We start from the raw sequence: 22899 nt of genomic DNA on the forward strand, positions 1-22899 counted from the left end.
TCTGGGGCAGAATGGCCCCGACCACCGATCGGCCCCCATGGCGACGGATGCCCCGGCCGGGGCGGGACTGTCCGGCCCGGGCATCTGCGGAGCGTGGCCGGGGCAGGCCCCGAAGCGGGCGGCCCGGGCCGCGGGTTCGAACGAGAAGACGATGGAGCAGGCTTGAGATGACCGACCAGAACCAGACGCCCGAGGGTACCGAGGCCGAGGCCAGCCCTGAGACCGCTGCAGCCGAGAGCCCTGAGGCCCGGATCCAGGCGCTTGAGGCGGAGCTGGCACAGATCCGCGACCAGCATCTGCGCGCGCTGGCCGACATGGAAAACCTGCGCCGCCGCGCCCAGCGCGAGGTGGAGGATGCCGGCAAGTATGCGGTGACGAAATTCGCCCGCGACGTGCTCGCCGTCTCGGACAATCTGGAGCGTGCCGCCCAGGCGGTCCCCCCTGAGAAGCGCGGTGGCGATCCGCTGGTCGACCAGCTGGCCCAGGGTGTGGACATGACCCTGTCGTCCTTCCGCCAGACGCTGGAGACCCACGGCATCCGCCGTGTCGACCCGCTGGGTGAGCGCTTCGACAGCAAGCTTCATCAGGCGATGATGGAGGTCGAGGACCGCACGAAGCCGGCCGGCACCGTGGTCCAGGTTCTCCAGACCGGCTATGTGATCGCCGATCGCCTGCTGCGCCCGGCCATGGTCGCCGTCTCGCGCGGCGGCCCGAAGGAAGGTGCGCCCGCGCCCGAGACCCCGGGCAGCCGGGTCGATACCTCGGCCTGACCCCGCATTCGGCCTGACCCCGCATTCGGGCCGACGCCGGGTAAGGTCGGCCGCGACATCCGAGGCCCGTTCCGCCTGCCGGCCCCTTGAGCGACCGGCGGTGGGCGGGCCGTCGTCGTGCTCGGGGGGCCGACACGGTGTGACCGGGCCGGGGCGTGGTCGGGCTGGGGCGTGGCCGGGCCGCCATGCGCGACATGTCGCAGCATTTCTGAGACGCCCCCATGGTTGCGCCCCCGCCCGGGCTTCCCTATATGACGCTCGACCGCAGATGTCGGGGCGAAATTGGGCATCGTTCCGTCATCTGCCTGGACCCTTCCACCCATTCACGCATGGAAACGGGGGGGCCGTCGGCGCCGCTCTGATCAGGGCCGTCGGCGCCCGCTACCTGAGAGAGACCGAACCCATGAGCAAAGTCATCGGCATCGACCTGGGCACCACCAACTCTTGCGTCGCGATCATGGACGGCAAGAACGCCAAGGTCATCGAGAACAGCGAAGGTGCACGCACGACGCCCTCGATGGTGGCCTTCACCGAGGATGACGAAATTCTGGTCGGCCAGCCGGCAAAGCGCCAGGCGGTCACCAACCCCGAGAACACCGTCTTCGCGGTCAAGCGCCTGATCGGCCGGACCTTCAACGACCCGACGACCCAGAAGGACGCCAAGATGGTGCCCTACCGGATCGTCAAGGCGGACAATGGCGACGCCTGGGTCGAGGTGCGCGGCAAGAAGCAGTCTCCGAGCCAGATCAGCGCGCAGATCCTGAAGAAGATGAAGGAGACCGCCGAGGCCTATCTGGGTGAGACCGTCACCCAGGCGGTCATCACGGTTCCGGCCTACTTCAACGACAGCCAGCGCCAGGCGACCAAGGATGCCGGCAAGATCGCCGGGCTCGAGGTGCTGCGCATCATCAACGAGCCGACGGCGGCGGCGCTCGCCTATGGCCTTGAGAAGAACGACGGCAAGACCATCGCGGTCTACGACCTGGGCGGCGGCACCTTCGACGTGTCGATCCTGGAGATCGGCGACGGCGTGTTCGAGGTGAAGTCGACCAATGGCGACACCTTCCTCGGCGGCGAAGACTTCGACATGCGGATCGTCGATTACCTCGCCGACGAGTTCAAGAAGGAGAACGGCATCGACCTGCGCAGCGACCGTCTGGCCCTGCAGCGGCTGAAGGAAGCCGCCGAGAAGGCCAAGATCGAGCTGTCCAGCGGCATGCAGACCGAGGTCAACCTGCCCTTCATCACCGCCGACCAGACCGGCCCGAAGCATCTTGCGATCAAGGTGACCCGCGCCAAGCTGGAAGCCCTGGTGGCGGACCTGGTCGAGCGCACCATCGAGCCCTGCCGCAAGGCGCTGAAGGATGCGGGCCTCACCGCCGGCGAGATCGACGAGGTCGTGCTGGTCGGTGGCCAGACCCGCATGCCCAAGGTCATCGAGAAGGTGAAGGAGTTCTTCGGTCGCGAACCCCATCGCGGCGTCAACCCGGACGAGGTGGTCGCCATCGGCGCCGCCATCCAGGCCGCCGTGCTGAAGGGTGAGGTCAAGGACGTTCTGCTGCTCGACGTGACCCCGCTGTCGCTGGGCATCGAGACGCTGGGCGGCGTGATGACCAAGCTGATCGAGCGCAACACCACCATCCCGACCAAGAAGAGCCAGGTGTTCTCCACCGCCGACGACAACCAGACGGCGGTGACCATCCGGGTCTTCCAGGGCGAGCGCGAGATGGCGGCGGACAACAAGCTGCTCGGCCAGTTCGATCTGGTCGGCATTCCGCCGGCGCCGCGCGGCGTGCCGCAGGTCGAGGTGACCTTCGACATCGACGCCAACGGCCTGGTCAATGTGTCGGCCAAGGACAAGGCGACCGGCAAGGAGCAGGCGATCCGCATTCAGGCCTCGGGCGGTCTGTCCGATGCCGAGATCGAGCGGATGGTCAAGGAAGCCGAGGCGAATGCCGCCGAGGACAAGAAGCGCAAGGAGCTGGTCGAGGCCCGCAACCACGCCGACGGTCTGGTGCATTCCACCGAGAAGAGCCTGAAGGAGCACGGCGACAAGATCGGCGCCGAGGACCGGACGGCGATCGAAGATGCGGTGACCGCGCTCAAGGCTGCGCTCAACGGCGACGATGCCGACGACATCAAGGCCAAGACCGAGGCGCTGTCGATGGCGGCGATGAAGCTTGGCGAGGCGATGTACAAGGCCGGCGAGCAGGGCGATGGCCCGACCGCTTCGGGCCCGGGTGCCGGCGCCGGTGCAGCCGGGGCGGCCGATGACGGTGTCGTCGATGCCGACTTCGAGGAAGTGAAGGACGACAAGGGCGGCCGGGCCTGAGGCCCGCCACCCGTTCCCGGGGGCGGTCGGTGCCGACGAGGCGCCGGTCGCCCACGGTCGTTTTCAGAGGGAGCTGCGCGGGGGTCCGGTTCTCGTGCGCGCGCCCATGATCGAAGGCACCGGCAGAGGCGTCCGCCACGGCAGGCGCGCGGATGCCCCGGCTCAAGGTACAGTCCACGACCATGGCGAAGGCCGATTACTACGAGATGCTCGGCGTTGCGCGAGACGCCGACGAAGCGACGCTCAAGAAGGCATTCCGCAAGCTGGCGATGCAGTATCACCCGGACCGCAATCCGGGTGACGCCGAAGCGGAACAGCGCTTCAAGGAAATCAACGAGGCCTACGAGGTCCTGAAGGACCCGAAGAAGCGTCAGGCTTATGACCAGTTCGGCCATGCCGCCTTCGAGGCGGGCATGGGCGGCGGTCGCGGTGGCCCCCGCGGCTTCGATTTCGGCTCGTCCTTCGCCGATGTCTTCGAGGACATCTTCGGCGAGTTCATGGGCGGCGGCCGCGGCGGTGGCCGGGGCGGCGGATCCCGCGGCGCCGATATGCGCTTCGACCTCGAGATCACGCTCGAGGATGCCTTCAACGGCAAGCAGACCGAGATCACCGTTCCCGCTTCGGCGACCTGCGAGGTCTGCGACGGTTCGGGGGCGGCCGAGGGCACCCAGCCCGTGACCTGCCCGACCTGTAACGGCCACGGCAAGGTCCGCGCGACCCAGGGCTTCTTCACCATCGAACGCACCTGTCCCGCCTGCCACGGCGTCGGCCGGGTGATCAAGGACCCGTGCAAGAATTGCGGTGGCGCGGGCCGCGTGCGTCGCGACAAGACGCTGGCGGTCAACATCCCGGCCGGTGTCGAGGACGGCATGCGCATCCGCCTGTCGGGCGAGGGCGAGGCCGGGGTTCGTGGCGGGCCGCCGGGCGATCTCTACATCTTCCTTGCGGTGGCGCCGCATCCGGTGTTCCAGCGCGACGGGGTCGACGTGTCGTGCCGGGTGCCGATCCCCATGACCCGGGCGGCCCTCGGCGGCACGGTCGAGGTGCCGACGCTGGAAGGGGCGCGGGTGCGGCTCAACATCCCCGCCGGCACCCAGTCGGGCCACCAGTTCCGGCTGCGTTCGAAGGGCATGCCCTCGGTTCAGGGACGCGGCGGGCGCGGCGACATGTATGTCATCATCAATGTCGAGACGCCGGTCAATCTCTCGGCCCGTCAGCGGGAGCTGCTTGAAGAGTTCGAGCGCGAGGGATCGGAAGGCGGCACCTCGTCCAGCCCGCAGTCCGAGGGTTTCTTCGCCAAGGTGAAGGAGCTGTGGTCGGATCTGACCGATTGAGCCGATCTCAGCCTCGGGCGGGCCGGGATCGGCTTTCGCGGGGGCCTGAAACGCGGTAGGAAAAGGGGCGCAGCCGTATTGAAGCGGCTGTGCCCCTTTTTCGTGTCGGATGTCTCGAAAGGACCGGAAGATGAGCGCGAGCGGGATCGCGATCGGCGTGGTCGGCTGTGCCGGCCGGATGGGACGCACCTTGCTGGCTGCCATCGCCACAACCCCGGGCTGCCGCATCGCGGGCGGCACCGAGCGGCCCGGCAGCGACGAAGTCGGCCAGGATCTGGGCCGGTTTGCCGGTGTCGACCCGCTGGGCATCGCCGTCGGTGACGATCCGGCGGTGCTGTTCGCGGCTGCCGATGTGGTGATCGACTTCACCCGGCCCGCCGCCACCACCGCCCATGCCCGCCTGGCTGCCGGCAGCAACACCGCCCTCGTCATCGGTACCACGGGCCTGTCGGCGGAAGACGAAGCCGTGCTGGCCGATGCCGCCCGGGCGGTGCCGATGGTTTATGCGCCCAACATGTCGCTGGGCGTCACGCTGCTCATGCATCTGGTGGAGCAGGCGGCGGCGCGGCTCGATGCGGATTACGACATCGAGATCGTCGAAATGCATCACCGCCACAAGGTCGATGCGCCTTCGGGCACGGCGCTTGGCCTGGCACGCGCGGCCGCCCGTGGCCGCGAGGTCTCGCTCGACGATGTGGCGGATCGCGGACGTGACGGCCTGACCGGGCCGCGCAGGCGTGGCGCGATCGGAATGTCGGCGCTGCGGGGCGGCGATGTGGTCGGCGACCATCAGGTCATCTTCGCGACCGATGGCGAGCGCCTGGAACTGGGCCATCGCGCCTCGTCGCGCGAGACCTTTGCCCGTGGGGCGGTCAAGTCGGCGCTCTGGGTCGCCGGGCGGGCGCCGGGGCTCTACGACATGCGCGACGTGCTGAATCTGCGTTGAGGCGGGGGCGCTGAGGCAGGGGCGTTGAGGCGGGGGCGGGGCGCTCAGCGTCTGCGGCGATTGGCGACGGTGATCGCCGACAGGATCAGCCCCAACGCCAGGAAGGCGTTCAGGCTGGGCTGTTCGCCCAGCAGCAGAATGCCCCACATCACGCCGAAGGCGGGGATGAGGTAGTTGTTGAGCGCCACCAGCACGGCCCCGCCGCGCGCCATCAGCCGGTAGAACAGCAGATAGGCAAGGCCGGTGCAGGCGATGCCGAGCAGGGTGACCGCGGCCATCGCCTCCAGTGCCGGCGCCTGGGCCCAGGGCTGTTCCAGGATGGCGGCGACCGGCAGGGCCAATACGGCGCCCGAGGTCAGGGTCGCCGTCGCCGAAACCAGCGGTGGCACATGGCGCACCCGCTCGGCATAGAGCGAGGCGACGGCATAGCAGAGGGCGGCGCCCAGGATCGCAAGTTCCCCGATCCAGCCGCCGGCCTCGGTCAGGGCCGAGGGGCCGACCAGCACGACCACCCCCGAAAAGCCGAGCGCAATGCCCGCCACCCGCCCGGCGGTGATCGGGTTTTCCGCCGGTTTGGCGACCCGCGCCAACACCAGGGTGAACAGCGGCATCGCCGCCATCAGGATCGCCGCCACCGCCGAGGGCACATGCTGCTGCCCCCAGGCGATCAGCGTGAAGGGGGCGAGATTGCCGATCGCGCCGAACACCACGAAGGGCAGCCAGTCGGCCCCCCGGGCCGGCAGGCGCAGCCCCCGAAGCTTCAGCACCGCATAAAGCGCCGCGGCCCCAAGCGCCAGCCGGCTGACCACGATGGTGAACGGCCCCATGGTCGGCAGGGCGGTCTTGATCAGCATGAAGGATCCGCCCCACAGCGCGGCGAGCAGGATCAGGCAGCCATAATCCGCCGGTCCGAAGCCGCGCGCGGCCAGGGCACCGGCAACGCCCGCCGGGCGCACGTCATCCGACATCGCCATCCTCGAAGCGTTGCGGGGGAGGGGATCGCGAAAGCCGGATGATCGCGCGCGGGTGGGGGAGAGGTCAAGGGAAGGGCGGCAGGTTCACTTCTGGAACACATAGCTCCCCGGTGCCGCACCCAGCGCCGGATAGCCCTTGTCCGGGGCGGACATCGGCGGCGGGGTGACGGGGGTCGAGGAATGGGCGTGGAGCCAGTCGGTCCAGGCCGGCCACCACGAGCCGTCGCGGATTTCTGCGGCCGCCACCCAGGCGTCGGGCGCCTTGTAGAAGCCGTCGGCGGGGGTGGTCATGATCCGGAATTTGCGGCCCTTGTGGCCGGGCTCGGAGACGATGCCGGCATTGTGGCCGCCGCCGGTGAGCACGAAGGTGACCTCGGTATCGGCCAGCAGGTGGATCTTGTAGGCCGAGACCCAGGGGGCCACATGGTCGCGCTCCGTGCCCACTGCGAAGATCGGTGCACGGATGTCCGACAGGCTGATCGGCTGGCCATCGACCTCGAAGCGGCCGGTGGCGAACTGGTTTTCGAGAAACAGCCGGCGCAGATATTCGGAATGCATCCGATAGGGCATGCGGGTGGCATCGGCATTCCAGGCCATCAACGCGTTCATCGGCGTGCGCTGGCCCATCATGTAGTCATGCACCATCCGCGACCAGATCAGGTCGTTGGAGCGCAGCAGCTGGAAGGCGCCGGCCATCTGCGTGGTGTCGAGGAAGCCCTGGGCCCACATCATGTCTTCAAGGAAGGTGACCTGGGCCTCGTCGATGAACAGGGTCAGCTCGCCCGCCTCGGTGAAATCCGCCTGGGCGGCGAACAGGGTGACCGATCCCAGCCGCTCGTCGCCGTCGCGGGCCATGGTGGCGGCGGCGATGGTCAGCAGGGTACCGCCCAGGCAATAGCCGGTGGCATGGATGGGGTACGGCCCGGCAATGGCCTCCACCGCATCGATCGCCGCCATCACGCCTTTCATCCGGTAGTCGTCGAAGCCGATATCCCGGTCGGCGGGGCCGGGATTGCGCCACGAGATCATGAACACGGTGAAACCCTGGGCGACCAGATATTCGGCGAGCGATTTGCCGGGCTCCAGGTCCAGGATGTAGTACTTCATGATCCAGGCCGGCACGATCAGCACCGGTTCCGGATGCACGCTGTCGGTGGTGGGCGTGTAGCGGATCAGCTCGATCAGGTGGTTGCGGAACACCACCTCGCCCGGCGTCATGCCCATATTGCGGCCGACGGCGAAATCCTCGGTGCCGGCAGGGCCGGTGCCGGTGACCGTCCGCCACATGTCGTCCCAGAAATGCAGGGCGCCCCGGACGAAATTGGCCCCGCCTTCCTCGATGGTGCGATTGATCACCTCGGGATTGGTCAGCGGGTTGTTGGACGGCGAGAACACGTCCAGCATCTGCCGGGCGGTGAACTCCATCACCTTTTCATGCGCCGGGGTGACGCCGCGCACGCCGGTGGTGGCGTTGTACCACCACTGCTGGTTCAGCAGAAAACCCTGGTAGAGCACGTCGAAGGGCCATTGCTTCCAGGCATCGCCCCGGAAGCGGTTGTCCTGGGGCAGGGGCTCGATGCAGGCGGGCAGCTTTGCGTGGGGCACGCCTTCGGCTTCCGCCGCATCCGCCGCGCCGGCCAGATAGGCGGAGGGGAAGGGAAGGCCGGGCAGGGGGGCGTCGCCATCGGCGAACCCTGCCCGATGGGCCATGTAGCTGCCCAGGCGGGCGGCCTTGCGCATCGCCTTTTCGACCAGCTCGGCCCGCTTGCCCGGCGCGCTCGCCAGATGGACCGCCCAATCCGCCCAGGCATCGGTGAGCGAGGCCGGCGACAGCCCGCCCGTCACCCGTGCCATGGCGGCATGCACGGCACGATCCACCGCCTCGCGCACGGCGGCGCCGGCCATCTCTCCCGGCTCTTCGACACAGGGCCCGGCCTCGGCCGGCGGGGCGGGGTCGGGGGTCTTGTGATGCAAGGGGTGATGGGCGGGCACCGGATGCTCCGCGGGCGCTGTGGCCGGCGCTGCGGGCGCGTCGACGGTGGGGTGGCGGCGGGCATCGGCATTCATCGATCCGGCTCTCCTCGAAGATCCCCCGGGGCCTGCGGTCGGGGCGCGTGGTCCGCTATTGCAGCGCATCATGACCCGCCTTGCCGCAGGCACCCATGATCCATGTCAATGTGTTCGGCTTTCGCGCATGCGAAAACAAGCCTGTTCCGTCACGGGCCAGGGAATGACATGATCGCCGCACAGCATGTCGGGTGCCAGTGACACACGCATGACGATGGTCTGCGGGCGGAGACCGGCGACCACTCAAGGCCATGCGCAAGTTCGGAGGTCCGGAAGGCCATGCGTATCGGACGCTGGATGGCAATCGTGATCATTGCCGCCGTCGCCGCAGGAGCGGGAGCCATCTACTGGCGCTCCGTCACCCGTGATGCCCTGCCCGAGGGGTTCGCCCGCACCAATGGCCGGATCGAGGCCGAGCAGATCGACATCGCCACCAAGATCGCCGGCCGGCTGGCCGATATCACGGTCGAGGAAGGCGACATGGTCGAGGCCGGCCAGATGGTCGCCCGGCTGGACGACGTTCAGATCCGGGCCCAACTGGCGGCGGCAGAGGCCGAGCATCGCCGGGCCATCCAGGCAAAGGCCGAGGCCGAGGCCCAGCTCGCCTACCGGCGGAGCGAACTGGTCTATGCCCGTGCGGAGCTTGTCCGTGGCGAGACGCTTGCCGCGCGCGGTCATTTCACACGCGAAGGCGTCGACCAGCGCCGGATGCAGGTCGCGACCGCCCAGGCGGCCGAAGCGGCAGCGATGGCGGCCGTCGATCAGGCGGCGGCGGCCATTGATGCGGCGGCGGCCCAGGTTGCCCAGACCCGCGCCGTTCTGGACGATACCGTGCTGACCGCACCGCGGGCGGGCCGCATCCAGTACCGCCTGGCGGTGCCGGGCGAGGTGCTGGCGGCGGGTGGACGCATCGCCACCCTGCTCGACCTCACCGATGTTCAGATGACGATCTTCCTGCCGGCCCGCGATGCCGGTCGTCTGGCCACGGGCGCCGAGGCGCGGCTTATACTGGATCCGATTCCGGAATATGTCGTGCCGGCCGCCGTTTCCTTCGTCGCCGGCGAGGCGCAGTTCACGCCCAAATCGGTGGAAACCCGCGACGAGCGCGACACGCTGATGTTCCGGGTGAAGCTGCGCATCCCGGCGGATCTGCTCGCCGCCCATGCCGATCGGGTGAAGACCGGTGTCCGCGGCACCGCCGTGGTCCGGGTCGATCCCGCCGCCCCATGGCCGGCGGAGCTGGCGGTGAAACTGCCGTGACCGCCACCGTCGCACCGGGCCCGATGGCGGTGCTGGGCGGCGTCACCCATCGCTTCGGGAAGGTGACGGCGCTCGACCGGGTCGATCTGGAGATGACCGCCGGCGGCACGCTGGGGCTGATCGGTCCCGACGGCGTCGGCAAGTCGACCCTGCTGTCGCTGATCGCCGGCGTCCGGCGCATCCAGGCCGGGCGGGTGGAGGTGCTGGGCGGCGACATGGCCGATCCGGCGCATCGTCGGCTGGTGGCACCACGCATCGCCTATATGCCCCAGGGGCTGGGCCGCAATCTTTATCCCACGCTCAGTGTGTTCGAGAATGTCGATTTCTTCGGGCGGCTGTTCGGCCAGGGCAAGGCGGAACGTCGGGCGCGGATCGCCGAACTGCTGGAGGCCACGGGGCTGGACCCCTTTCCGGACCGGCCGGCGGGAAAGCTGTCGGGCGGCATGAAACAGAAGCTGGGCCTGTGCTGCGCCCTGATCCACGATCCGGATCTGCTGATCCTGGACGAGCCGACCACCGGCGTCGACCCGCTGTCGCGCCGCCAGTTCTGGACCCTGATCGATCGCATCCGTGCCCGCCGTCCGGGCATGGGGGTGCTGGTTGCCACCGCCTATATGGAAGAGGCGGCGCGCTTCGACCGCCTGGTTGCGATGGATAGTGGCCAGGTCATTGCTGCCGGCACGCCGGCCGAGCTGCGGGCCCGGACCGGCGAGGCGGATCTGGAGCGGGCCTTCATCCGCCTGCTGCCCGAGGCGCGGCGTCGCGACCATCAGGCGCCGGTGATCCCGCCGCGGGCCCCCGACGGCGACGGGCCGCCCTCGATCGAGGCCCGCGGCCTGACCTGCCGCTTTGGCGACTTCACCGCGGTGGATGCGGTGGATTTCGCCATCGGTCGCGGCGAGATTTTCGGCTTTCTGGGCTCGAACGGTTGCGGCAAGACCACGACCATGAAGATGCTGACCGGCCTGCTGCCCCCGACCGAAGGGGCGGCGCTTCTGTTCGGGCGGCCGCTCGATGCCGGGGATATCGAGACCCGCCGCCGGGTCGGCTACATGTCGCAGGCCTTCTCGCTCTATGGCGAGCTGACCGTGCGCCAGAATCTGGAGCTGCATGCCCGGCTCTACGGGCTGGACGACACCCGGACCAGCGAGCGGATGGTCGCGATGATGGCCGAGCTGGATCTGGCCGGGGTGGCGGACCAGATCTCGGATGCGCTGCCGCTCGGCATCCGTCAGCGGCTGCAGCTGGCGGCCGCCGTGCTGCACGAGCCCGACATCCTGATCCTGGACGAGCCGACCTCGGGCGTGGACCCTGTCGCCCGCGACCGGTTCTGGGCCTATCTGGGGGTGCTGGCGCGCGAGCGCGGTGTGACGATCTTCATCTCCACCCATTTCATGAACGAGGCGGCGCGCTGCGACCGCATCTCGCTGATGCATGCCGGCCGGGTGCTGGCGGTGGGCACGCCTGCGGATCTGGCGGCAGAGGATCCCGGCGGCAGCCTTGAGGAGGCCTTCGTCGCGCGGCTTCAGGCGGCGACCGAGGGGGCGACGGCCGAGGGGGCGGCGTCCGAAGGGGCGACGGCCGAGGGGGCGGCGTCCGAAAGGGCGCGGGCCGGGGCGGCGGCGTCCGGGACGCCCGTCATGGCGCCCGCACCGGCCGCGCCGGCCCGGCCGCCCAGGCGCCGGGATCTGCGACGGCTCTGGGCCTATGCCCGGCGTGAGACGATGGAGCTTGCCCGCGACCCGATCCGGCTGGCCTTCGCGCTGCTGGGCCCGGTGATCCTGATGCTGACCTTCGGCTTCGGCATCTCGTTCGATGTCGAGGATCTGCCCTATGCGGTCTATGACCAGGACCGTTCTACCGAAAGCCGGTCGCTGATCGAGGCCTTCGCCGGCTCGCGCTATTTCGAGGAACACGCGCCCATCCACAGCCCGGCCGAGATGGACCGGCGGCTTCAGGCCGGTGAGCTGAAGCTTGCGATCGAAATCCCGGCCGATTTCGGCCGCGATCTGACCCGGGGGCGGGTGCCCGAAGTCGGGGTGGTGCTGGACGGCGCCATGCCGTTCCGGGCCGAGACCACCCGCGCCTATGTCCAGGGCGTGGCGCAGCGCCATCTGGAGGAGATGCGCGAGGCCTCGTCTCTGCCGGTTTCGACGACGCCCGCGGTCACGGTCGAGACCCGCTTCCGCTACAACCAGGCCTTCCGCAGCGTCGAGGCGATCGTGCCGGGCGTGATCATGCTGATGCTGGTGCTGATCCCGGCGATGATGACCGCGGTGGGCGTGGTGCGCGAGAAGGAGACCGGATCGATCGCCAATTTCCGCGCGACGCCGGTCACCCGCTTCGAGTTCCTGGCCGGCAAGCAACTGCCCTATTTCGGTATCGCAGCGCTGAGCTTCCTGGTCTTGTCGATCGTCGCCGGCCTGGTCTTCGGGCTGGAGGTGAAGGGATCGGGGCTGGCGCTGCTGACGGGGGCCCTGCTTTATGTGGCAGCCACGACCGCCTTCGGCCTGCTGGTCTCGGCCTTCATGAAGAGCCAGCTTGCGGCGCTGTTCGCCACCGCCATCGTCTGCATGATCCCGGCGGTGAACTTCTCGGGCCTGCTGACCCCGGTTTCGGCGCTCACCGGGGGCGGCCGGGTGCTGGGCCTCGCCTTTCCGGCGGCCTGGTTCCAGCAGATCAGCATCGGCACCTTCACCAAGAGCCTGGGTTTTGCGGATCTCTGGCACAACCATCTGGCGCTGGCCGGTTTTGCACTGCTCTTCCTGATCGCAGCCCAATGGGTGCTGCCCAAGCAGGAGCGTTGAGCCGATGCGCCTCGCCAACATCTTCCGCCTGGGCGTGAAGGAGCTGCGCAGCCTTGCCGCCGACCCGGTGCTGGTCTTCCTGATCCTTTATACCTTCACCTATGCGATCTATGCGGTGGCGAGCGGCGCCAATTTCGAGGTCAGCAATGCGGCGGTGGCGGTGGTCGACGACGACCGCTCGGCGCTGTCGCTCCGGCTGCGCGATGCGGTGCTGCCGCCACAATTCGCCTCGGTGGTCGAGCTGACGGCGCCCGAGGCCGATGCGGCGCTCGATTCCGGCGATGCGGTCTTCGTGCTGCACATTCCCTCGGGCTTCGAAGCCGATCTGCTGCGCGGCCGGGATGCGACGCTGCTGCTCGACATCGACGCCACCGCCATGACCCAGGCCGGCAACGGCGCCGCCTATCTCCAGTCGATCATCGCGCGCGAGATCTCGGCCGCGGCCGGGCGCGACGACGGTATGACGGGCGATCTGCCGATCGATCTGGTCGTGCGGTCGCGCTTCAACCCCAATCTGTCGTCGGTCTGGTTCAACGCGGTGATGCAGGTGATCAACAACGTCACCATGCTGTCGGTGATCCTGGCCGGGGCCGCGCTGATCCGCGAGCGTGAGCACGGCACGATCGAGCATCTGCTGGTGATGCCGGTCCGTCCGGCCGAGATCATGGCCGCCAAGATCTGGGCCAACGGCTCGGTGATCGTCGTCGCCTCGGTGCTGTCGCTGATCGGCATGGTCCAGGGAGTGCTGGCGGTGCCGATCCACGGCTCCCTGCTGCTCTATACGGCGGGGGCGGTGCTCTATCAGTTCTCGGTGACGGCGCTCGGCATTCTGCTGGCCACCATCGCGCGGTCGATGCCGCAATTCGGCCTGCTGGTCATCCCGGTGATCGTGACCATGAACCTGCTCTCGGGCTCATCCACGCCGCTCGAGAGCATGCCGGTCTGGCTGCAGAAGGTGATGATGCTCTCCCCCGCCACCCATTTCGTGGCGTTCTCGCAGGCCGTGCTCTATCGCGGTGCCGGCCTGGACGTGGTCTGGCCGACGCTGGCCATTCTGGCGGGGATCGGGTTTGCGATCTTCGCGATCGCCCTTGCACGATTCCGGCGGAAAATTGTGGAGATGGGGTGAGGCGTGGAAATGGGGTGAGCTCTTGCCCCGTCTCGATCATCAGGACAACTGATCGAGAAGACTGGCGCAGGCATCGAGCCGCGGTCTGGCGGCACGCAGGACACTGTCGTGGATATCCGGGGGGAAGTCTTCCGGCAGTCCGGCGGCCGCGGCGTCGAAGGCGCTGCCGCCCCGCTCGACCAGCTGCTGCAGGGCGGTCTTGAAGATCAGAGGCGGGACGCCTGCTTTTTCTGCCGTCTGAGCGAAGTGGCGGGGCTGGATCTGATCCGGGCGATAATGACGGTTCTGCCCGACCGACATGGCGAGCTTCATATGTCTGCGCTCACCCTGCCTGTGGTCGAGGCTGGGCTGTGCGGTCAGGATGTCGTAGAGCGGGGTCATCCTGAACCGCCCGCCGGGCGCGAGAAAAACGCTGAAATTCTTCGCATGGCCATCGGTCGCACCGATGATCCAGAACAGCATCTGGGCCATCAGAAAATCACGATGATCCCGGCCCGGATCGTCGCTGCCCTTCAGGGCATCCAGGATCTCGACGATTCCGGGGCCGCCTTCGCTCTGGTATTTGAGGGTCGGGGGCGTGCCGGTGAGCTGGCAGAAATCTTCCTGCGGCAGCCGGATGAGCCAGCCATTGTTGAGCCGCTTGCGATCGAAACGTCTGACGACCAGTGCCTTGGTCCCTGAAAAGACCATCATCTCGGCGTGATTGACATCCAGTCCGAAGGCCTGGGCGAGCTTCAGGCAATAGAACTCGTTCTCGACGCTGTTCGACAGATCTATACCGTTGGGCAGATGGCCGATCTGTGTCTTCAGGATATGCGTGGTGGGTGTGGTTCCTGTCGGTTTCAGCCATTGCCCCTCGTGGAACAGAAGCGCCGTCTTCTCCTGCGCGCCGGCAATGGAGATCCTGAAATCGTCATCCCCCTGCAGACCGAGCGGGGTCTGTCCCAGGTTCTTGAGCATGGTGGCGATGGCGTCGTCCGAGACCGGTTCTCCCTCGATTCTGTCGAGCGATGACGGAGGTGTGTCGTCGTCGAGAAACTGGAGTGCACCGACGCAGTCCCGGCCGATCCTGGAGAGCAGGCCGTAAGCGTCCGTGCCCGGTGCGCCGATCCGTTCGGCGACACGCCGCCTGATGGCCGGCTGATCGGGCAACAGATTGTCGAAGAATGCGGCGACTTCCGGACCGCGGTGCGGTTCAGGGCGGAGGGGCAGGGAGAGTGACACCGGGATCGCATCCGGCCGGTCTGCCCAGGCCGGATCGTAGGTGAAAACCACGGCGCCGTTCAGCTGTTTTGACAGACGGCCGACAAGATATCCGTTCAGATAAACATGGAGGTCGGCATAGGTTTTTCGCCGTGCCATCAATCGTCGTTCCCGCCAAGAAGCATTCGGGCAATGGCGTCGTCGACGGTGGATCGGTCGCGAGGCGCAGCCTGAAGGTCCAGATCGAGAGCGGCCAGGAGGTCGATGAGCGTATCCAGGCGGAGGCTGGGATAGCCTTGCTCGATCTGAGAGATCATGCTTTGCCGCTGACCTGTCCTGACACCCAGAGCCGCCTGCGTGAGGCCAAGCTTCCGTCTTTGTCTCCGGATGAGGTTGCCCAGCTGTTGGGGGGTGCGGATGACATCTGCCATGGCTGGCATGTTCCTCTCAGGGGGAACTCAAGCCACTATTTTATTCCTGAAATCAAATAAATGCAATTTATCCCGGATTCTGAATAAATCGACGATATACGGTATCTGCGATAAATGGAGATATTTACAGCCTGTGACGGGTGCACCCGTCACAGGCTGGCAGATGCAGGCCTGGCAGCTCCTGACGGATCAGTCGATCAGCCCGCCCGTCGCATCGAAGAAGGGATGGGGGCCGTCGAACCGGCCCGGATAGGCCAGATGGCTGACCAGCAGCCGCGGCGGGGTGAAGCGGAAGAGACGGATTGCCGGCGGTTCCATGGTGAAGGTGGAGGGCCCGCCCAGGGTCAGATCCAGCGTCACCGCATGGGCGGCATTGGGGGCGATCGAGACCGCGACCCCGTCGAGCACGGTGTCGATGGCGCGATGGACATGGCCGCAGGCGAGATGCAGCACCTGAGGATGGCGGCGGAGGACCGCGATCAGCTCGGCGCCGTCCTTCAGATTCTGCACGTCCATATGGCCGATGCCGGTCTCGAAGGGCGGGTGGTGGACGAAGACCAGGGTCGGCCGCCCGGCACCGGCGGTCAGCACCCGGTCGAGCCAGGCGAGCTGCGCCCCGCCGACCATGCCCCAGGGCACGCCCGCGACCGAACTGTCGAGCCCGATCAGCCGCACCGGAAGGTGATCGATCAGGCAGGCGGCGAAATCGGCGGCGTCGACATAGGGCACCACATCCCCAAAGGCGGTGCGCATCTCGTCGGCACGATCATGATTGCCGGGCACGGCGTACCAGGGCGCCCTGATCCGGTCGAGCAGCGGCCGGAGCACGGCATACTCGGCGGCGGACCCCGTGTCGGTGAGGTCACCCGAGAGGATGACGGCATCAACCTCGGGCACGAAGGCATTGACGTAGTCCACGGCCGCCGTCAGCAGGCCGGCGGTATCGACCCGGCCATAGGCCGGCCGGCCGCCGGGCTTCAGATGGGTGTCGGTCAGCTGGGCGATCAGCATGGGGGCTCAGGCTCCAAGGCGGATGCGGGCGGCGGCGGGCACGTCGATGCCGAGCAGGGTGCCGGTCTCGGGCAGATCGGCGCGGGCGGTGGTTTCCACCATCCAGCTTTCGCCTGCGGGGCCTGAGAGCTTCAGCCGGCAGCGATCCCCCAGGAAATGGCAGACGGCGACCGTGCCGGTCAGCAGCCCGTCCCCGGGGGCGGTCAGCCGGGCGTCTTCCGGACGGAAGAGCAGGGTCTCGCCCCGGTCGTCGATCGCGCGGTTCATGGTGCCGACGAAGCCTGCGACGAAATCGTCGGCGGGCGCGTGATAGATCTCGCGCGGGGTGCCGCGCTGGGCGATGCGGCCGGCATTCATCACCACGATCTCGTCACCCAGCACCATCGCCTCGGCCTGGTCGTGGGTGACATAGACGGCGGTGATGTGCAGGCTGCGCAGCAGGGCGTCGATCTCGGTGCGCAGATGCTCGCGCAGGGCGGCGTCGAGCGCCGTCAACGGCTCGTCGAGCAGCAGCAGGCGCGGCCGGACGGCGATGGCGCGGGCCAGCGCCGTGCGCTGGCGCTGGCCGCCCGACAGCTGGTCGATCCGCCGGTCGGCCAGGGCGTCGATCCGCATCAGCGCCAGCATCTCGTCGACCCGGCTATCGATCTCGCGCCGGGGCAGGCGCCGGACCTTCAGCCCATAGGCGACGTTGCCGCGCACGGTGAGATTGGGGAAGAGCGCATAGGACTGGAAGACCATGCCCACCTCGCGCGCCTCGATCGGCAGCCGGGTGACGTCCTCGCCGTCGAACAGCACCCGCCCGCCCGCATCGGGGCGGTCCAGCCCGGCGATGATCCGCAGCAGCGTGGTCTTGCCGCAGCCCGAGGGGCCGAGCAGAACGGCGGTGCGGCCGGCGGGAATGTCGAGATCGATGGGCGTCAGCGCCCGGGTGCCGTCGGGCCAGGTGCGGGCGCAGCCGCGGAGTTCGACCGCGGTGGCGCCCGAGGAAGCGGTATCAGTCATCATCGGTGGTCCTTCCGGCCACGGCGTCCGGCCAGCTGCATGGCGACCAGCAGCGGCACGATCATCACGAAAAAGACGAGGGTGTAGGCGCTGGCGATTTCCAGCCGCATCGAGGCATAGCTGTCGGCGAGGCCCACCGGCAGGGTCTTGGTCAGCGGTGTGTGCAGCATCCAGGTCAGGTTGAACTCGCCGATCGACAGCGTGACCACCATCAGCCCGCCGGCCAGCACGCCCGGCCAGGCATTGGGCACGATCACGGTCAGGAAGCGGCGCAGGAAACCGGCGCCCAGGCTGGCGGCGCCTTCCTCCAGCGTCTTCATGTCGGTCGCCACCATCACCGCGATCACCGAGCGGAGCATGAAGGGCAGGGTGTAGATCACATGACCGGCGAGCACGAAGCCGCTCGACATGCGGAAGCTGCCGGCACCACCCCAGGTCAGCAGCAGGCCGAGCGCCAGCGCCAGGCCCGGGATCGCGATCGGCAGGGCGACGGTCTCTTCGATCGCGCGGGCAAGCGGCCCCGGCCGGCGGGCCAGGGCATAGGCCGCCGGCACGCCGATCACCGCGGTGATGGCGAGCGTGGCGAAGGCCAGCCAGATCGACCGCCAGATCGTGTCGGCGTAAAGCCGCCAGACCTCTGCCACCCAGTCGAGGGTCAGGCCGCTTTCCAGGCCGCGGAAGAAGTTGACCGTGACGCCGGCAAGACCTGAGAGCACCACCGGCACGATCATGAAGGCGGCGACCACAAGGGTGAAGGCGAGGCCGCCCCAGAAGCCCGCCCCGCGTGGATGTCCGCGTCGCATGGCCATCAGCCGCCCCCCGCAGCTGCACCGCGGCCGCCGAGCGTGCGGGCGATGAACAGGGTCGCCCAGGTGATCAGCCCCAGCACCAGGGCCAGGGCCAGGGCCGAGGCGCCGGCGATGTTCGCCTGCAGGGTGAATTCCGTGTAGATGGTCATCGGCAGCACCGCGATGTCGGTGGCGAGCGCGAAGGCGGTTCCGAACGCGCCCATGGCGGTGGCGAAGCAGATCGCGCCGCTGGCGATCAGCCCCGGCATCAGCGCCGGCAGGGTGACCGAGAGGAACACCCTGACCGGCCCGGCACCCAGCGAGCGGGCGGCCTCGGGCAGGGACGGATCCAGCGTTTCGGCCGCGGCCATGACGTTCAGGATCACCCGCGGGATCGAGAAATAGAGATAGCCCACGAACAGACCGGCGGCCGAATAGGCGAAGACCAGCCGGTCGCCGGTGAGCGCCTTCGAGACCAGATTGGCGAGGCCCTGCCGGCCGCCGAGCATGATCACCAGGAAGCCCACCACCACGCCCGGAAAGGCGAGAGGGAAGGTGAGCATGGCGATCAGCGCCGACCGGCCCGGGAAGACATGGCGGGCCAGAAACAGCCCGGCGATGGTCGACACCACCAGGGCGGCCAGCGTGACGGTGACGGCGAGGATGAAGGTCATCACCGTGTCGTGGCCATGGCGGGGGTTGGTCAGGATCGAAAAATAGGCCGCGATGCCGTCCGGCCCCGAGGCGCCGGCAATGGCGAGACGGACCAGCGGCACCAGAAGGAAGGCGGCGAGCACGATCCCGGCCGGCAGCAGCATCAGGACCATGCGCGGGGTTTCGCGGCCCGAGGCGGATGACATCGGTCGGTGTTCCACGTGAAAAGGCGGCCCGCTGGCATCTTGCCGGCGGGCCGTGGATCATGGGCGGGGTGAAACCGGGCGGCCCTGGACGGCCGTCACTTCACCTCGGCGAGATAGGTTTCGGCGAAGGCCTTCTGGCCGGCGGCCATCGCGGCATAGTCGACCGGCTTTGCCCGGGCGTAATCGGCGGCGGGCAGGAAGCGGGCCTCGATCTCGGCCGGCAGCTTCACTTCGCGCACCGGGCGCAGATAGGCATTGGCCCAGAGCGACTGGCCCTTTTCCGAGAGCACGAAGTCCAGGATCCTGCGGCCGTTATCGGCATGCGGCGCACCCTTGACCAGGCTCATGACGTAAGGGACGACCAGCGTGCCTTCCTTCGGGATCACGAATTCGATGTCGCCCTTGTCCTTGTAGCGGGCGCGATAGGCGTTGAAGTCGTAGTCGATCATGATCGGGATCTCGCCCGACAGAACCCGGGCATACGAGGTCTGCTTGGGCACGATCGGGTCGTTGCCGGCCAGCTTCTTAAAGAAGTCGATGCCCGGCTGCCAGTTGGTGAAATCGCCGCCGAAGGCACGGTTGATCGCAACCGCGCCGGCATAGCCGACGAAGGCGCTGGTCGGATCCAGATAGCCGACCATGCCCTCATATTGTGGGTTGAGCAGGTCTTCCCAGCTCTGCGGCACCGGCAGGTCGCCCAGCGCGGCCTTGTTCACGAACAGGCCGATCGTGCCCGAATGGATCGAGAACCAGCTGCCGTCCGCGGCCTTGAGACCGGGGTCGATCTCGTCGAAACCGGCCGGGCGGTAGGGCTCCACCAGCCCCTGTTCGGCGGCCTGGATGCCGAAGGAGACGCCGTAATAGGCGACATCGGCAACCGGATTGGCGCGCTCGGCAGCAAGCTGGGCCAGGGTCTGGCCCGAATTCTTGTTGTCATGGGGCACGTCCAGCCCCAGGTCGGATTTGATCGCCGCCAGCTGCGACGCCCAGTCCGCCCATTCGGGCGGGCAGTTGTAGCAGATGGCGTCCGCGGCGGCGGCGCCTTGCGCGGGGATCGTGGCGGCGGCTAGGATCAGCCCGGCCGCAGCGGCCACGGATTTCAGAGCGGTACCGATCATGGGTCGACGTGTCCTCGTTGGCGTCGTGGTCGGTGGCGACCGGGGCGGCGGGAATGTGCCTGGCAGTGCGTCCCGCCGTTCCGGTCACATCGTGTCCGCGCGCTCTTCTCTGGGGCGCCCGGAATGGGGAGAGGCCGGTCCGGCCTGGGGGCCTGAGGGCCTGAAGGTGAAGGGCAGGATCAGATCGCCCGCCTGGCCCTCTGCCTCGCCGAGCATGGCGATCAGCCGAAGGGCCGCCTGCCGGCCCATCTCGGCCGAGGGTTGGACGATGGTGGCGAGCGGGGGCGTCAGATGGGCGCCGACCGCGATGCCGTCGAAACCGGTCACCGCCACATCGCCGGGGACCGCAAGGCCGCGGCGGGCGAGGGCGCCGATCGTTGCGATGGCCAGCCAGTCGTTCGAACAGAACAGCGCCGTCGGCAGGCCGCCCGGTCCGGCAGCCATGGCGTCGAGGGCGGCATCCGGGTCCGGGGTCTCGAATTCCACCTCGCGCACGGCAGGTGCCGGCAGCCCGGCTTCGGCCGCACCGGCCAGAAAGCCGCGCAGCCGCGCCGCGGCGCGGTCCGAGCCGCCGAGCGCCCCGGTGATCATGCCCAGCCGCCGATGGCCGAGCCCGGCGAAATGGCGGGCCACCGCCCGACCGGCATCCTCGTTGTCGACCGTGACCGTCGGTGCCCGGCCGGGGGTCGGCTGGTTGTAGACCAGGACATGCGGCACCCGGGCGGCTTCGAGGGCGTCGAGCGCCTGGCTGCCGGCGGGGTCGGTGACGGTCAGGATCATGCCGTCGACCCGGTAGGCCAGCAGCGCCTCGACCGCGCGGACCTCTTCCTCGGCGTGATAGCCCGAGACACCGAAAAGCAGGGTGAAGCCGGCGGCGCGGGCGGCGGTTTCGATACCGGCCACCGCATCGGCGAAGACCGGGTTGGCCAGCGACGGGATCATCACCCCGATCAGCCGGCTGCGCTGGGATTTGAGGCTGCGGCCCAGCCCGTTCGGCCGGAAGCCGAGATCTTCCACCGCCTGGCGGATGCGCGCCGCAGTCTCGGCACCGACACGACCGGTACCGTTCAGCAGGCGTGACACGCTGGCGACCGACACGCCGGCCTTGAGCGCGACGTCGCGGATGGTGGGGGACATGGGTCTCGAGACCTCCGGCGGGGGATCGGTCATCTCTCGTCCCCCAGAGAATGCGGCAGATCGATCCGTGGGTAAACGTTTACATCATGAAGTTTGCACGGCAGGCATGTGACCGCCCGATGACGGTCAGCGCTTGCGGCGGCGCAGCATGCCCTTGAAATCCTGCAGGCGCGCGGCGCCGGTAATCAGGCTGAAGGCCACATAGACCGGGATGGTCGCGCCGATCAGCAGGGTGAGCCAGAGCACCCGGGCGGCATGGGGCATGGTGCCGAAGGGCGGCAGCGCTTCGAGCACGCCCAGGATGGCGGCCGCGAACAGCAGATTGGCGAGCAGGATCCTGGGCAGGGTGCGGCGCAGCCGGGCATCGCCCACCAGCAGCCGGTCGCGGTTGAGCCGGCGGGCAAGCAGGAAGACGTTGATCCAGGCCGAGAGCGCCGTCGCAAGCGCGATGCCCATATGTGCCAGGGGCTGCATGAAGGCCAGGTTCAGCACCACATTGGCGACCAGCGCCACCACCGCATAGCGGGTGGGGGTGGCGGTATCCTCGCGGGCATAGAAGCCCGGGCTCAACACCTTGGCGAGCACGAAGGCCGGCAGGCCGAAGGCGAGCACGGTCATCACCTCGACGGTGCGGGTGGTGGCCTCAGGGGTGAAGGCGCCGCGTTCGAACAGGGTGGCGACGATCGGCATGCCCAGGGTGGCAAGGCCGACCAGGGCCGGCAGCGCCACCAGCAGGGTCATCTCCATCGCCCGGTTCATGTGGTTGCGGGCGTCGTCGAGCGCGCCTTCCTTGATCCGGGTGGAGAGCAGCGGCAACAGGGCGGTGCCGACCGCGATGCCGACCACACCCAGCGGCAGCTGCACCAGCCGGTCGGCATAATAGAGCGCCGACACCGTGCCTTCCGCGAGCAGCGAGGCGATCATGGTGTCGACCAGCACGTTCACCTGATAGACGCCGGCGCCCAGCGCCGCCGGTGCCGCGACCTTCAGCAGGCGCTTCACCTCGGGCGTCAGCCGTGGCAGGCGGAAGCGCAGTTCGGCGCCGGCCCGGTTGGCGGCGACCAGCATCGCCCCCAACTGCACCACGCCCGACAGCATCAGTGCCCAGGCCTGGACCACCGCCGGATCGGCATCGACCCAGTGCTGCAACGAGACCACGCAGCCGGCGATCAGGCAGAGGTTGAACAGCACCGGTGCGCCGGCAAAGGCGCTGAACCGGCCGAGCGAGTTCAGCACGCCCCCGACCAGGGCCACGGCCGAGATGAACACGATATAGGGGAAGACGATCCGGGCGAGATCGACGGCGAGGTTGAATTTCTCAGGGTCGTCCGAAAAGCCGGGGGCGAAAGCCGTCACCACCCAGGGCATCGCCGCCTGGGCCGCAAGCAGGATCACCAGCAGGCTGCAGACCAGAACCGACAGGGCGGCTTCGGCGAAAGCATGGGCCGCGGCCGGGCCGCTTTCGACCCGGATGCGGTTGTAGATCGGCACGAAGGCGGCGCTGAACGCGCCTTCGGCGAACATGCGCCGCAGCAGGTTCGGCAGCTTCTGGGCCACGAAAAAGGCGTCCGCCGCCGCACCCGCACCCAGCAGGCCGGCCACGAGGACATCGCGCGCGAATCCGAGGATCCGCGACATCATGGTGAGGCCACCCACCGTGGCCGCGGCGCGCATCAGGTTCATGAGGTGCGGGTGTATCCGAAACCGCGTCCGGCGGGAAGGGGCAT

The 22899-nt window shown here is 68.4% G+C and carries 18 protein-coding genes; 7 read left to right on the top strand and 11 right to left on the bottom strand.

The window, feature by feature from the left end:
- Nucleotides 1-167: 167 nt before the first annotated feature.
- The 4 genes from grpE to dapB all read left to right on the top strand — a co-directional run bounded on the left by grpE (nucleotide 168) and on the right by dapB (nucleotide 5382).
- A complete protein-coding gene (grpE, locus tag WI697_RS01760) occupies nucleotides 168-770 on the top strand; it encodes a nucleotide exchange factor GrpE (RefSeq protein WP_296720363.1) in 603 nt (200 codons plus the stop codon).
- A gap of 403 nt (nucleotides 771-1173) precedes the next feature.
- Complete coding sequence (gene dnaK / locus WI697_RS01765) at nucleotides 1174-3102, top strand: molecular chaperone DnaK (protein ID WP_014746989.1); 1929 nt, start codon at nucleotides 1174-1176, stop codon at nucleotides 3100-3102.
- A gap of 182 nt (nucleotides 3103-3284) precedes the next feature.
- Entirely contained in the window at nucleotides 3285-4436 is a 1152-nt protein-coding gene (gene dnaJ, locus WI697_RS01770) for a molecular chaperone DnaJ (protein ID WP_041605084.1), read from the top strand.
- A gap of 145 nt (nucleotides 4437-4581) precedes the next feature.
- Complete coding sequence (gene dapB, locus WI697_RS01775) at nucleotides 4582-5382, top strand: 4-hydroxy-tetrahydrodipicolinate reductase (RefSeq protein ID WP_296720387.1); 801 nt, start codon at nucleotides 4582-4584, stop codon at nucleotides 5380-5382.
- A gap of 44 nt (nucleotides 5383-5426) precedes the next feature.
- Here dapB and WI697_RS01780 read toward each other — a convergent pair whose 3' ends face one another.
- Together WI697_RS01780 and WI697_RS01785 are read right to left on the bottom strand one after the other, a co-directional pair.
- Nucleotides 5427-6350, bottom strand: a complete 924-nt coding sequence (locus WI697_RS01780; RefSeq protein WP_345957174.1) for a DMT family transporter — start codon at nucleotides 6348-6350, stop codon at nucleotides 5427-5429.
- Nucleotides 6351-6440: 90 nt separating this feature from the next.
- On the bottom strand, nucleotides 6441-8423 hold the full coding sequence (locus WI697_RS01785; RefSeq protein ID WP_385997967.1) for a PHA/PHB synthase family protein: 1983 nt from the start codon (nucleotides 8421-8423) through the stop codon (nucleotides 6441-6443).
- A gap of 279 nt (nucleotides 8424-8702) precedes the next feature.
- Between WI697_RS01785 and WI697_RS01790 the strand changes: the two genes are divergently transcribed.
- From WI697_RS01790 to WI697_RS01800, 3 genes are read left to right on the top strand one after another with little or no spacing between them, the layout of a single operon-like run.
- Nucleotides 8703-9683, top strand: a complete 981-nt coding sequence (locus tag WI697_RS01790) for an HlyD family secretion protein (RefSeq protein WP_345957175.1) — start codon at nucleotides 8703-8705, stop codon at nucleotides 9681-9683.
- 23 nt (nucleotides 9684-9706) lie between these two features.
- Nucleotides 9707-12490 carry a ribosome-associated ATPase/putative transporter RbbA gene (gene rbbA / locus WI697_RS01795; RefSeq protein WP_345957291.1) on the top strand — a complete coding sequence of 928 codons (2784 nt, stop codon included), beginning with the start codon at nucleotides 9707-9709 and terminating at the stop codon, nucleotides 12488-12490.
- A 4-nt stretch (nucleotides 12491-12494) separates the two neighbouring features.
- Nucleotides 12495-13619 carry an ABC transporter permease gene (locus WI697_RS01800; protein ID WP_062766880.1) on the top strand — a complete coding sequence of 375 codons (1125 nt, stop codon included), beginning with the start codon at nucleotides 12495-12497 and terminating at the stop codon, nucleotides 13617-13619.
- Nucleotides 13620-13658: 39 nt separating this feature from the next.
- Here WI697_RS01800 and WI697_RS01805 read toward each other — a convergent pair whose 3' ends face one another.
- From WI697_RS01805 to murJ, 9 genes are all read right to left on the bottom strand, one after another.
- A complete protein-coding gene (locus WI697_RS01805) occupies nucleotides 13659-14981 on the bottom strand; it encodes a type II toxin-antitoxin system HipA family toxin (protein ID WP_345957176.1) in 1323 nt (440 codons plus the stop codon).
- Entirely contained in the window at nucleotides 14981-15253 is a 273-nt protein-coding gene (locus WI697_RS01810) for a helix-turn-helix domain-containing protein (RefSeq protein ID WP_345957177.1), read from the bottom strand. The genes WI697_RS01805 and WI697_RS01810 overlap by 1 nt, the downstream gene beginning before the upstream one ends.
- A gap of 189 nt (nucleotides 15254-15442) precedes the next feature.
- Complete coding sequence (locus tag WI697_RS01815) at nucleotides 15443-16264, bottom strand: phosphodiesterase (RefSeq protein WP_345957178.1); 822 nt, start codon at nucleotides 16262-16264, stop codon at nucleotides 15443-15445.
- A gap of 6 nt (nucleotides 16265-16270) precedes the next feature.
- Nucleotides 16271-17272: an ABC transporter ATP-binding protein gene (locus WI697_RS01820; protein ID WP_345957179.1), complete on the bottom strand. Its 1002-nt coding sequence runs from the start codon at nucleotides 17270-17272 to the stop codon at nucleotides 16271-16273.
- The gene (locus WI697_RS01825; protein ID WP_014747002.1) at nucleotides 17269-18072 is read right to left on the bottom strand and encodes an ABC transporter permease; all 804 of its coding nucleotides are present in this window, start codon (nucleotides 18070-18072) and stop codon (nucleotides 17269-17271) included. Before WI697_RS01825 ends, WI697_RS01820 begins: the two co-directional genes overlap by 4 nt.
- Nucleotides 18073-18077: 5 nt before the next feature.
- On the bottom strand, nucleotides 18078-18917 hold the full coding sequence (locus WI697_RS01830; protein WP_345957180.1) for an ABC transporter permease: 840 nt from the start codon (nucleotides 18915-18917) through the stop codon (nucleotides 18078-18080).
- A 95-nt stretch (nucleotides 18918-19012) separates the two neighbouring features.
- Nucleotides 19013-20035, bottom strand: coding sequence for an ABC transporter substrate-binding protein (locus tag WI697_RS01835; RefSeq protein ID WP_062766865.1), 1023 nt, complete (start codon nucleotides 20033-20035; stop codon nucleotides 19013-19015).
- Nucleotides 20036-20119: 84 nt separating this feature from the next.
- The gene (locus WI697_RS01840) at nucleotides 20120-21172 is read right to left on the bottom strand and encodes a LacI family DNA-binding transcriptional regulator (protein ID WP_296711623.1); all 1053 of its coding nucleotides are present in this window, start codon (nucleotides 21170-21172) and stop codon (nucleotides 20120-20122) included.
- 126 nt (nucleotides 21173-21298) lie between these two features.
- On the bottom strand, nucleotides 21299-22855 hold the full coding sequence (murJ, locus tag WI697_RS01845) for a murein biosynthesis integral membrane protein MurJ (protein ID WP_345957181.1): 1557 nt from the start codon (nucleotides 22853-22855) through the stop codon (nucleotides 21299-21301).
- Nucleotides 22856-22899 lie beyond the last annotated feature (44 nt).

Source organism: Tistrella mobilis, from assembly GCF_039634785.1.
Lineage (GTDB): Bacteria > Pseudomonadota > Alphaproteobacteria > Tistrellales > Tistrellaceae > Tistrella > Tistrella mobilis.